The organism is Paenibacillus sp. 22594 (assembly GCF_052044425.1).
In the GTDB taxonomy this organism is placed as follows: domain Bacteria; phylum Bacillota; class Bacilli; order Paenibacillales; family Paenibacillaceae; genus Paenibacillus_AQ.
In genome coordinates, this window is the sequence record NZ_JBQENA010000001.1 from 1,100,236 (window position 1) to 1,112,413 (window position 12,178).

Annotated in this window: 11 protein-coding genes and 2 tRNA genes; 1 reads left to right on the forward strand and 12 read right to left on the reverse strand. The window is 49.8% G+C overall.

The annotated features are described in order from the left end of the window. Positions 1-17 precede the first annotated feature (17 nt). From ACTJKB_RS05135 to nrdR, 6 genes are all read right to left on the reverse strand, one after another. The gene (locus ACTJKB_RS05135; protein WP_440832230.1) at positions 18-1,028 is read right to left on the reverse strand and encodes a zinc-dependent alcohol dehydrogenase family protein; all 1,011 of its coding nucleotides are present in this window, start codon (positions 1,026-1,028) and stop codon (positions 18-20) included. 1,102 nt (positions 1,029-2,130) lie between these two features. Then, positions 2,131-2,991, reverse strand: coding sequence for a reverse transcriptase domain-containing protein (locus tag ACTJKB_RS05140; RefSeq protein WP_440832732.1), 861 nt, complete (start codon positions 2,989-2,991; stop codon positions 2,131-2,133). After that, positions 2,874-3,470 carry a hypothetical protein gene (locus tag ACTJKB_RS05145; RefSeq protein WP_440832232.1) on the reverse strand — a complete coding sequence of 199 codons (597 nt, stop codon included), beginning with the start codon at positions 3,468-3,470 and terminating at the stop codon, positions 2,874-2,876. The genes ACTJKB_RS05140 and ACTJKB_RS05145 overlap by 118 nt, the downstream gene beginning before the upstream one ends. A gap of 671 nt (positions 3,471-4,141) precedes the next feature. Continuing rightward, a tRNA-Lys gene (locus ACTJKB_RS05150) sits at positions 4,142-4,214 on the reverse strand. Positions 4,215-4,226: 12 nt separating this feature from the next. Next, positions 4,227-4,302 (reverse strand) — tRNA-Ala (locus tag ACTJKB_RS05155). A 304-nt stretch (positions 4,303-4,606) separates the two neighbouring features. Then, positions 4,607-5,083: a transcriptional regulator NrdR gene (gene nrdR, locus ACTJKB_RS05160; RefSeq protein WP_074084047.1), complete on the reverse strand. Its 477-nt coding sequence runs from the start codon at positions 5,081-5,083 to the stop codon at positions 4,607-4,609. Positions 5,084-5,248: 165 nt separating this feature from the next. Here nrdR and ACTJKB_RS05165 point away from each other — a divergent pair, with 165 nt between their 5' ends. Continuing rightward, a complete protein-coding gene (locus ACTJKB_RS05165; protein ID WP_074084046.1) occupies positions 5,249-5,467 on the forward strand; it encodes an alpha/beta-type small acid-soluble spore protein in 219 nt (72 codons plus the stop codon). 117 nt (positions 5,468-5,584) lie between these two features. On the opposite strand, the gene ACTJKB_RS05170 is transcribed toward ACTJKB_RS05165, so the two are convergent. From ACTJKB_RS05170 to phoU, 6 genes are all read right to left on the reverse strand, one after another. Further along, positions 5,585-6,148, reverse strand: coding sequence for a lytic transglycosylase domain-containing protein (locus ACTJKB_RS05170; protein WP_440832734.1), 564 nt, complete (start codon positions 6,146-6,148; stop codon positions 5,585-5,587). Then, positions 6,145-6,741 carry a dephospho-CoA kinase gene (gene coaE / locus ACTJKB_RS05175; RefSeq protein ID WP_440832234.1) on the reverse strand — a complete coding sequence of 199 codons (597 nt, stop codon included), beginning with the start codon at positions 6,739-6,741 and terminating at the stop codon, positions 6,145-6,147. The genes ACTJKB_RS05170 and coaE overlap by 4 nt, the downstream gene beginning before the upstream one ends. Positions 6,742-6,750: 9 nt before the next feature. Next, on the reverse strand, positions 6,751-7,497 hold the full coding sequence (locus ACTJKB_RS05180; protein WP_440832236.1) for a manganese efflux pump: 747 nt from the start codon (positions 7,495-7,497) through the stop codon (positions 6,751-6,753). A 196-nt stretch (positions 7,498-7,693) separates the two neighbouring features. Then, on the reverse strand, positions 7,694-8,530 hold the full coding sequence (mutM, locus tag ACTJKB_RS05185; protein WP_440832238.1) for a DNA-formamidopyrimidine glycosylase: 837 nt from the start codon (positions 8,528-8,530) through the stop codon (positions 7,694-7,696). 50 nt (positions 8,531-8,580) lie between these two features. After that, positions 8,581-11,253, reverse strand: coding sequence for a DNA polymerase I (gene polA / locus ACTJKB_RS05190; protein ID WP_440832239.1), 2,673 nt, complete (start codon positions 11,251-11,253; stop codon positions 8,581-8,583). A 206-nt stretch (positions 11,254-11,459) separates the two neighbouring features. Next, positions 11,460-12,119, reverse strand: a complete 660-nt coding sequence (gene phoU / locus ACTJKB_RS05195) for a phosphate signaling complex protein PhoU (protein WP_440832240.1) — start codon at positions 12,117-12,119, stop codon at positions 11,460-11,462. Positions 12,120-12,178 lie beyond the last annotated feature (59 nt).

Consider the following 12,178-nt stretch of genomic DNA (forward strand, 5'->3'; position numbering starts at 1 on the left):
GTCATTTTTGAGAGACTTTAGATTTGGACTACGATTTTACCAAAATATTGCTTTCCTTCAGCCAAGAGCGCGAGCGCTTCTCCAATTCGATCTAGAGGGAATACACGGTCGATGACGGGATGTAAACGATGATGGGCAATCGCTCGATTCATCTTTTCAAAGTGATCCCGGTTGCCGACTTGACTGCCGCGAACCGTTGCGGCTTTATGCAAGATACTGGAGACATCGTATTCCGGAATGGTCAAGCCCGATAAGAACCCGACCATACTCACGGTCCCTCCTGTGCGAAGTGCATTTATGGATTTCCCCATCGTTGCCGCTCCTCCAACATCCAGAACATGGTCGACGCCGCCAGTCAACTCTAACGCTGCCTTATCCCAATCAGGAACCTCCGAATAGTTGATCGTTTGCCATGCGCCAAGAGCTTTTGCTCGTTCCAGCTTGTCGTTGCTGCTCGACGTGATGATGACTCGTGCTCCGGCCATAAGCGAGAATTGAAGTCCAAAGATGGAGACACCGCCTGTTCCTTGCAGCAGCACAGTATCACCCGCTTGCAAACCACCGTATTCGATTAGCATGCTCCATGCGGTTAATGCCGCGATCGGCAGGGTGGAGGCCTCCTCATAAGTGAGGTGATCGGGAATAGGGACGACTCCGTCTTCATGTAGAACGACATACTCGGCCGCTACTCCATTCAACGGACCTCCCAGACTTTCTTCTAACACCCCTGGTCTTGGGTTGCCACCAATGAAGCGCTGTTGAAAATTACCTGCTACTCGTTGTCCGACCTGAAATCTGGTTACTCCTGGGCCAATGGCTACAATTTCTCCCGCTCCGTCTGATAATGGAATGAAGGGGAATTTGACTTCGATCGGCATTAATCCTCCGAGGACTACTAGATCCCGATAATTGAGAGAAGCTGCCCTCATGCGGATCAGCACCTCCTTAGGACCTGGCGTTGGTTTGTCGAGTTCTGTCATGGTTAATTCCTCAAAGCCGAAGCCGTTTGTCAGTTGTACAGCTTTCATCGTATTGTCCTCCCTGCAAGATCAAATTACTGTGTTACAATATAGAAACACCGTTACCGTTGCTCAGAAGTAATTTCCGATTCTTATGAAAGTTAAGTACCGCGCATTTACGGTAACAATGTTTCCTATCGGTATCATTGTACCCACTCGATTTTAGAAAGTCAATATGATCTTTGAGCCTCCATCGTTTTATAGACAAGTGAAGGACAACTGTATACAATTCCTGCAAAGATGCCTCCTCCAATACGAACACACGAAAGTTAAAAACCTACCATGAGTCGCATGCAAAATACTGAAAATCTTCACAAGCTCGACGAGGAAAGCATGCGCAGTACTGTAACGGCCATGAGGCAATGATTAACCGTGATCAACAACGCGCAAGAACAAGGAGAAATTCCCGGCCAATTGTAGTCACTAACTTCTCTGCACAAGAGCAGACCGTCGTCTTGGATGCCCCGCCTTCAAAGCCGATCCTACTGATGACTAATTATCCTTCTGCGGAAGAACTGCTGGAATCACAGCTTCTGAGGCCTTTTAAAGCAAGAATATATCTTATACGCCTATCTCAGAGCGAATCCGCAACAATCTGAAGACAGCACAAAGACCGCCTTATGGATTGCAGGCTATCCATCATAAGGCGGTCTGTAGGTTCCCAGAACCCGTTGCAGGCTTCTAAATATCCAAAATTCGTTGCGGAGTGTCCACACCAAGCGCTTACGTCAATCCTGTCAAAAAAAAGAGGATATCCGAACCAGCCGTTCATGGCTTTAGGAACTCCCCCCATTACTTTTAATAATCGGTGCACACAAGTGGTATGAAAAATGAATTGTCTCAACTGTTCGTTAAGCAAACGATTTGTGAAATAATGAACGTTCCATTCTAAGAAGAAGTAGACCAGTGATCTTAAACAGATCTGTGTTCCCCACTTCTGCTTCATCCTCCCACTTCCCGAAACAGTAGGGTAAGACGAGGGATTACTCCTTCGGACTCCCCGTCAAACCGTGCATGCGGATTTCCCGCACACGGCTTTCCTTCGTCAGTTCCCCATCTTCAGGTGTGAGTTTCCTTCATCCGTCGCCGGATTGCTTATTTCACTCCTGAATTAGGAACGTGTGGTGAGTAAGCTTGTTAGAAATACCATTCCGAGTGATTCCAGTACTTTGTTTGGTATCAGCCGGTTTGACACCATAGATCTCTTTTTGCGCATAAAGGCTCGCACCCTCATTCGCGTCCATTGATCCAGACGTTCAAACTTTTTCTTTACATTTCCTATCCCGAAATTGTTTCCAAATCCTCGGCTGATTTCGTTTAGCTTCTTGAGCATTCCGTCCAGGTTCTTTCCTTGTTGCCTGCGCGTTGCATTTCGGATTTTATCCTTATATTTCTTCACTTTCGCGTCTGGCAAGGCGATATAATCCCTTCGGAAGTCGAATCCCAGAAAACGAAATCCCTCATCGAAATCCACCACTTTTGTTTTCTCCGGGTGCATTCGCAGTCGCAGTTCTTCTTCTAATATCTTCTTTGCTGCCCTATACGCCTCTTGTGCCTGTTCCTTTGTCTTACATAGGATTACGGCATCGTCCCCGTACCTGACTACGGCAAATCCCTGCTCTTTCATGCCCCAGTCGAACGCATTCAAATAGATGTTTGCCAAGAGCGGCGAGATGACTCCGCCCTGGGGAGACCCGATTTCTGTTTCATGGAACTGATCATCTTCCATGACTCCCGACGTCAGCCACCCGCGAATGAGCGTCAGTACTTTTCCGTCCGAGATTCTTTCTTGCACCTTCTCCATGAGTCCTTCATGGGGGATTTCATCGAAGAAAGATACAATATCCAGGTCTACTACATGTTCATATCCATTACGTTTGGCCCGCCGGATGGTACGTATGGCTTGATGCGCCGAATATCCTGCTCGAAAACCAAAGCTATAGTAATAAAAATCCTCTTCAAAGGTCTTAATTTCCCATTTTCCTTCTCGATGTAATGCCGCCTCACCGGATCGGGAACGTAACGGCCCTGCTGCAATAACCTTTGGAGTTCCCTTAGGTTCGTGCTTACATTCTTCTCATACATCCCGATGCTGACACCATCAATACCGCCACTTCCTTGATTCCTTTTCACCGACAGCCAGGCTTTGTCCAGATTGTTCATTTGGTAAACCTTATCGATTAGGGAATAGTAACGTCTTTTCGGTTTCATTGGTGTTTCACCACCTTTACCGCTACTCACCAGGCTGGTCTTGTTTCCGTTACAGATATCGATTCCTTTCTTGTTCCATCCCGGCAACTGCGTGTTAGAAAAAAAAAATTCAATCGCTCCTGCTGCCTTGGATGTACTCAGGTCGCCAGTTTGCCTCATTCCCCAAGTGCTCTCTCGCTCTCGGCGGGACTCACCCTCTCGATCAAACCCTCGCTGGTTTACGGCGCTTACGATATCCACTCGCGAACACTCACAGTCTTTGACAAAGCACGTTCCCTTCGCCTCTGTCTCTCCTCTCTTGGAGTGAGAGCAGGGTATGCGGCACCACTTTTTTTCTAGCTGCTCGCCTTCAAAAAAAAATTTTCAGGCGCATACTCATCCGGGTTTTCTCCCCCAGACTGTTACCAGCTTTCATTGGCCCGGACTTGCTCACTACTACGGAACGATCCGCCATCTCGCAACCCTTCGGCTTGGTTTTCCCTTTCGGTTATACCGCCCCTACCTTGTTCGTGTTTGCGTCAAGGAGACTACGAGACTTCCCTCAGTTATCTGCACCTTCTGTTCCATCCATCCTGACCCTAATCACGTCGATGAGTCTTGCAGGTCATTTCCCTTTGTGTGTTTTCCTGTAAGATATACGATTTCGTATAGGTTTCCCCGTTTTTACGGCGGGTCACCCAGCATCGCCGCCACCTCTGGTTCACTGCATTCCGGGCTGGACTTTGCCTGCATGCCCTTCGGATTCTTCCTTACGGAAGACACCCTGCCCTTCCGGCAACCTTCGGTTGCCGGAAGTCTGCTTCAGCTACGGCACTTTAAAGGGTAAAGTTACCGGGTGGATTTGAACCACCTAGATAGTGCGACTGTGAGGCGCACGCAAAAAAAACGGCATTTCTGCCGTTTCTTTAGGATGGACTCTCAGGGGCTCGAACCCTGGACAAATAGATTAAGAGTCTACTGCTCTACCAACTGAGCTAAGAGTCCATATGAAATTATTGGTGGAGCCAAGGGGGATCGAACCCCTGACCTCATCGCTGCCAGCGATGCGCTCTCCCAGCTGAGCTATGGCCCCATGAAGCGTTTTAGAACTACAATATGTATTCTAAAAACTGACTTTATTTGTAATGTTTATGTTACTTAGAAGTTAATTTGTTTCGTAGGCGACTTCTATATAATATAAAATTCCGGACTCAGTGTCAACACTTTTCTTAAAAAAGTTTTTGGATTGATCCTCTGCCCGTCCGCTTAAGGATTTGGAGAAGCAATAAACCACCTTACAGTACGGCGGCTTATTGCTTCACAGGGACAGTTCCACACAGCTTGCAGGCTAAAGAGAGAACGCTCTCACTCCATATAGCATAACCCTCAGCAGCTCCCTATAATCCCTCCAGCTCTCCGGTACTCTTGGACAAGAGGCCTTTCAGCTCCTTCATGAACATGTTGATGTCCTTGAACTGCCGATAGACGGAGGCGAAGCGGACGTAAGCGACTTCATCTACAGGGTAGAGCTGCTCCATGACAAGCTCACCGATCTGGCGGCTCTCTACTTCAGCTAAGGCGATCCCGCGCAGGGACTTCTCGACTTCGGAGACGATGACCTCCAGGCGCTCGACGGAAACGGGACGTTTCTCGCAGGCGCGGATCAGGCCGCGCAGGATTTTATCGCGGCTGAATTCTTCGCGGCTCCCGCCTTTTTTGATCACAATCAGTGGCGTTTCTTCGATCATCTCAAATGTGGTGAACCGCCGGCTGCATGACTCGCATTCCCGCCTACGGCGGATTGACTTATTTTCGTTGGCCGGACGGGAATCCAGTACTTTGGTATTCGTGTGATCACAGTATGGGCATTTCATAAGCTTAATCACTTCCTTTTACATTATAGGTGTCGTCCCGGTCCGGCAAGGAATCCGGCTTCGAAGCGCTCATTCTAATTTCCATAAATCACCGTTTATTTGTTGTTATGAAGATGGCAAGTCCAGCACATAATACTGTTACCAACCGATAGGAGGTGAACAGTAATGAGCCAAAATAACAGCTCCAATAACCTGGTAGCTCCAAATGCACGCGGTGCCTTGGATCAACTGAAATACGAAGTTGCCCAAGAACTCGGTATCACGCTCTCCCCAGATGGATACCAAGGCAATAAAACTTCTTACGAAAACGGTTCGATCGGTGGTTACATCACAAAACGTCTTGTAACCCTGGCTGAACAATCACTGGCAGGTCAGTTCAAATAAACATTTCTCCATAAGTTTACCAAGAAGTATTATTCGACTTTCGGGTCGTGTAATACTTCTTTTTTTAAAATATAAGAATTCATAAGAAAATTACAGCAAATGTAGGGTTACTAAACTCTAGAACTCATTATAGATCTCTGTGTACTGTTCGTAATAATAAATGACACGCTGCACATAATGACGGGTCTCGCCAATCGGAATATCCTTCACAGCCGCCTCGCTCCCGTCCCAGTCCCCTTCATCCAGCCAGCGCTGCACCTTGCCTGGGCCAGCGTTGTATGCGGCAATAACCGCTGTGCGGTTGCCGTCAAACTTGCGGGACAGCGAAGACAGATACCAGGTGCCCAGCTCAATGTTAGCGGATGGCTCTTCCTTAAGCCTGTCCAGTGATACGTCCGGGAGCTTGGCCTTTTCGAGCGCCCACTTGGCAGTATCCGGCATCAGCTGCATAAGACCTATGGCACCTTTTTTGGACTCACGTCCGGTTTTATAATTTGTCTCCACCCGGATGATTGCCGCCACAAGGAACGGATCCATCTCATAGGTAAGGCTGTGCGTGCGGATCTCATTCTTATAATAAATGGGATAAAACCAGGACATCCAGTTCGTACTCAAGAACAGAATGGCTGTAAAGCCTACAAACAGCAGGAGCAGCACTCTTTTTTTACGCAGCCATTTCATGACAGACCCAGCCTGTCCCATAAAGCTGCAACCTGCTGCCTTGTATCATCCAGATTACCACTGTTGTCGATGACATAGGTAGCCTTACTACGCTTCTGCTCAATGTCCATCTGGGCATTCAATCTGACTTCAGCCTGCTCCATCGTAAGCGTGTTGCGTTCCACCAGACGGGCCAGCTGAAGCTCACGCGGAATGTAGACCACGATGATCTCCTGAAACAGGTTGTCCAGACGGGATTCATACAAGAGTGGAATATCCACAATAACCAATCGCTGGGGTTCTTCCTGTTCCAAAGCATACATGCGGTTCTTAATCTCCCGGCGGATCGCCGGATGTGTCAAATCATTCAGCTTCTGCCGTGCCTCAGGATCATGAAAAACGATCTCTCCAAGCCTGGCCCGGTTCAGCGTCCCATCTGCCTGCAGGATTTCTCCTCCAAACTCTTGCACGGCAGCGGCCAGCACCGGAGACCCCGGAAGCATCACCTCTCTGGCAATGACATCGGCATCAACCAGTCGCGCCCCCTTATCCACAAAGATTGCGGATACGGTGCTTTTTCCGGAGGCAATGCCTCCGGTTAAGCCCATAATCATGTACTCACCTCATAATAGCTTCATTATTCCCATTGCAATTAATAATAACGCAGGCAATGCGGCAGCATGCCTCATCCAGTAGCTTCCCGACAGCTTCAACCCCGTCTTCATCCCCAGCAGCAGAAAAGTTCCACTAAAGAGGGCAATCATCAGCGACGTAGAGACCGGACTGAATCCCAGTAATGCTGCTCCAAGTCCCGCACCGAATGCATCCAGCGACAATGCAATTCCAAGCACCATCGCTTCCGTGGAAGAGATGCTGCCGGAAGCGTCCATATCGGCGGAAGAAGGCGTACGAAGAATCTGGATCACTACTCCAAGATGCCGCAGCTCCAGCGAGAAAACCGCCGATTTAGGCGACTCCCCGTCCACTGCTTCCAAAGAACCCTCAAAACCAGCGCTCCCGGCAAGAGCAGCAGCGGTCTCCTGTCTAGCCACCCCGTCAGCCTTCCCGCTATCGTCTTCCGCACTATGCTCTTTCTCCTTCTGCATCAGCATCTGGAACAAAGACCAGCAGCCCATCAAGACGAGAATAACCGCTCCAATACTGGATGCGGCATGAGGAGAAACCACCTTGGCCAGCAGCACACCGACCTGCATAGAGACACCAATGACGATCCCAGAGCACAGCGAGATGATCAGGATCGAGAGCAGCGGTATTTTCATTTTACGCAGCCCATATGTAACACCAACACCAAAACCGTCCAAACTCAGGGCAAACGCCAGCAGCAGCAATGAAAAAAATGGGCTGAGCACCCGCAATCCCTCCCGTGAAGAACCGGCAGCCTACCCGAAAACGCTCCGGGCAAGGCTCCGTTGGCTCTAATCAGCATTCTTCACACAGTATATGGGCGGGACAAGTATTGAGTGCCTGACTTTTATCGCTGCATGGACAACATTAGCGTAAAACCGGAAGTACGGCAGTGCCAAATCTTACGATGTAACGCTTACTTTATAATCCCTTTTGCGGCTGGCAGTTTGGACAATAATGCGTGCCTCTGCCTCCCACCACACTTTTCTCGATCAGTGTGCCACAGCTCGCACAAGGCTGATCCTTGCGTCCGTAGATGAGCAGCTGATGCTGGTAGCTTCCACTCTCTCCCTGGCCGTTGACATACGATTTCACCGAAGATCCCCCTGCATTCACAGCCTCCGTCAATGTAGCGACAATGGCATGATGCAGCTGATCCAGCTGACTTCCGGTAAGCGACTTGGCACCCGTTTCCGGGTGAATACGGGCACGGTGCAGCGCTTCATCTACATAAATATTTCCGATACCGACTACATATTCCTGATTGAGCAGCAGCGGCTTAATTTTGGTGCTTTTGCCCGAGACGATTTCCTTGAACCGTTCTGGTGTAAAAGATGGCGCAAGCGGCTCCTCCCCCAGCTTCTTCAGCGGCGGCAGCAGCAAGTCCTCCCCCGGCTGGAACAGATGCATGGTGCCGAATTGGCGCACATCCGTGTACCGCAGCTCCGTACCATCCGTAAAATGAAAAATAACATGGGTATGCTTGTCCAGCGGCTCATCTCCCTGATAAAGACCATAGCGGCCCTCCATCCGCAAATGAGATACCATGACAAGGCCATCCAGCACAAAACGTAAAAACTTTCCTCTACGCTCCACTTCTACTACAGTATGGCCTGCCAGCATGCCCGCAAAAGCCTGAATATCGTCCGGACGTTGAATGATCCGCGGCAGCCGGACGGTGACGTTCTGTATCTGCTTGCCTATAATTAAGGCATTAAGTGTTCTTTTGACAGTTTCTACTTCCGGTAATTCCGGCATAATGACTCACCTCCCCTTCATTATACCGGATATACGGTTCTTGCGGGGGGCTATTTCGCCTCATACCAGTTGCTTCCATAACTTACCTCTGCCTTGAGAGGTACAGATAGCTTCAGTGCTCCTGCCATTACCTCCGGCAGCAATTGTTTCATCAGCTCAAGCTCATCTTCGGGGACTTCGAACACCAGTTCATCGTGTACCTGCAGCAGCATGCGGCTTTTAAGCCCGCGCTGGTGCAGCGCCTTGTCCATGTGAACCATAGCCAGCTTGATGATATCTGCCGCTGTTCCCTGAATCGGGGTATTCATCGCTGTACGTTCAGCAAAAGAGCGCAGATTGAAGTTCTTCGCATTAATCTCCGGCAGATAGCGGCGGCGTTCCAGCAGCGTGGTCACATAACCCTGCTTGCGGGCTTCTACTACAATATCGTCCATATAACGGCGCACACCTTTGAACACTTCGAAATACTGCTCAATGAAATGTGCGGCCTCTTTGCGCGGAATATTCAGGTTCTGGGACAGGCCGTAATCGCTGATGCCGTATACAATCCCGAAATTGACCGCTTTGGCGGAACGGCGCATGTTGCTATCCACTTGGTCGGCGGCAACACCGAACACATCCATCGCTGTTTTGGTGTGAATATCCATATCCTCCAGAAAAGCTTCCTTCATCCGTTCATCGCCGGAAATATGCGCCAGCACCCGCAATTCGATCTGCGAGTAATCTGCTGCCAGTATCGACCAGCCCGGCTCGGAGGGCACAAAGACCTTACGGATTTTGCGGCCTTCCTCCAGCCGGATCGGTATATTCTGCAAATTTGGAAACTGGCTGCTAAGTCGTCCGGTTGCTGCGATCGTCTGGCGGTAAAAGGTATGTACCTTACCGGTCTCCGCAGAGATTTCCTTAAGCAGACCTTCTACGTAGGTGGACTGAAGCTTGGCAATGGTACGGTATTGGAGAATCAGCCTAACGGCATCATGGTAGGGAGCCAACTTCTCCAGCACCTCGGCATCCGTGGAATAACCCGTCTTCGTCTTTTTGACAACAGGCAGGCCCAGCTTCACGAACAGGATTTCCCCCAGCTGCTTCGGTGAGTTGAGGTTGAACTCAGTACCGCAAATCGAATAAATATCCGATACCAGCCTGGAAATCTGGGCCTCAAACTCCTTGCCGAGATCGATCAAATCCTGTTTGTTGACAGCAATGCCCTGCTTCTCCATGTCAGCTAGAATGCGTGACAGCGGCATCTCCAGATCGACAAACAGGCCGGTCATATCCGTGTCCGTCAACTCCTGCTGCTGTTTCTGTACGATACCGAGTACAGTGGCGCTTTTGCGGGCAACATGATTGCCCAGGATTTCAAGCTCCGGTATTTTATATTTAGCGCCTTTGCCGAATACCTCTTCATCCGGAGACAATCGGGGCAGGCCATATTTGGCTGTAAGGTCATTCAGATTCTGGTTGGCTTCCGTAGGGTCCAGCAGATAGGCAGCCAGCTGAACGTCATTAGCGGCTCCGGCAAAAGAAATTCCCTGCCAGTGCAGCGCCAGATCCGCCCGGTGCAGATCATATCCGCTTTTGGGTGCTTTCTCATCTCCGAGCCAATCCCGCAGCTTCGCAGCAGCAGGGCTCTTCAGCAGTGCAAAGGGCACGAAAAAGTGCTGCTCTGGTGAGGACAAGCCGATGCCGATCACTTCCGAACGGTGCGGATTCTCGCCGTTTGACTCCACATGTAGCGCAGAAATGCCAGGCAAAGCAGCCAGCAGCTCCGGCAGCTCTGTTTCCCCTACGATGGTGATATCCAGCTCCGCAGCCGGTGCCGCTTCAGCTCCATCTTCAGGGACTCCACCTGCAGGAGCATAGGCGCTCAGAGACAGACGCTCCAGCAGGGACTTGAATTCCAGCTTGGCCAGCGCCGGGCCGGCAGTATCCTTTTTGATTCCGTTGAAGACCATATCCTCCCAGGCATGCTCCAGTGGAACTTCGCGGTAGATCGTCGCCAGTTTCTTACTCATTACAGCGCTGTCTGCGTGTTCCTCCAGCTTCTCCTTCATTTTACCCTTCAGCTCATCCGTTCCGGCCAGCACGCCTTCTACCGAACCGAACTGCTGCAGCAGTTTCAGCGCTGTCTTCTCACCAACCCCTGGAACGCCGGGGATATTATCACTGGCATCTCCCATCAGACCTTTGAGATCGATGATCTGCTGTGGTGTGAGATCGTATTTGTCGCGGATTTGTTGAGGCCCGTACATTTCGACCTCGGTAACCCCTTTACGCACCAACGCCACTGTCGTATGATCCGATGCCAGCTGCAGCATATCCTTATCCCCGGACACAATCATAACCTGGCGTCCAGCCTCATCGGCTTCCCGGGATATACTTCCGATAATATCGTCAGCTTCGTAGCCGTTAATTTCAAATTGCGGCACACCGAGATTGCGCAGCAGTTCTTTTAGCATCGGAAACTGTTCGGAGAGCTCGGGTGGTGTCTTTTGACGGCCTCCTTTATAGTCTTCATAGCCTTCATGCCGGAATGTAATCTTCCCTGCATCAAAGGCTACAATCATATGGGTGGGCTTATGCTCTTCAATCAAGCGCAGCAGCATGGTTGTAAATCCGTACACTGCGTTAGTCTGTTGCCCTGCGGTATTTGTCAGCGGCGGCATTGCGAAAAATGCGCGGTAAATAATGTTATTGCCATCTATTAGAATCAACTTGTCCATTTCTGCACCTCGCCTTTATCTTGCATACTTCTTTACATTTTACCATATGCCCTGCTCAAGCAGAAACGGCAAGAGACATTCAAGCGCGGAAATACTCTATTCATACAAAAAAAAGCAAGCCTTCTCTGAAGAAAGCTTGCTGTCTGAGCTACAAAGGCAATATCGCCCCTTCTTATAAACGTGTCTAATGAAACCAGGTCAAACTGTTATTGATTCAAATCGGGACGTTTGCCGGTCACCAGGTAGACTACACTCTCGCCAATGTTGGTGGCGTGATCCGCTATCCGCTCAATATACCGGCCAACCAGCGTCAGCAGCATCGCCTGATTCAAGAACTCCGGTTTTTCGACCATATAGGCATACAGCTCATTAATCATCCCGCTGTACAGTTGATCCACATGGTCGTCATCCTGGGCCATTTTATAAGCCAAATCCGTATTTTCGTCCAGATAAGACTGAATCGCTTCCGTGATCATTCCTGTTACAATCTCTGCCATACGCGGAATATCCACAAGTGGCTTAATCAGCTGTTGACCTTGGATCCGCATAGTGACCTTGGCTACATCCAGTGCCAAATCACCCATACGCTCCAGATCGCTTGATATTTTGAACGCTACAATAATACGGCGAAGGTCCTTGGCTACTGGCTGCTGGGTGATAATGAGCCGCGAACCGATTTCCATAATTCTGTCTTCCATGGCATTGAGCCGCAAATCGGCCTTCACGATCTCCTGAGCACGCTCAGTGTCCAGGTTCTGCAGAGCAAGTACCGCGCCTTCCAGCGCGTCTGTCACATGCTCGCCCATCTGCTGCAGCAGGTTGCGCAGCTCTTCCAAATCTTTATCGAATTCTTTTCTGCGAATCATTATAAAAGCGATCCTCCTCAAAAACGTATGGTCAGCCTGTCACTCCGGGAACATGCCAA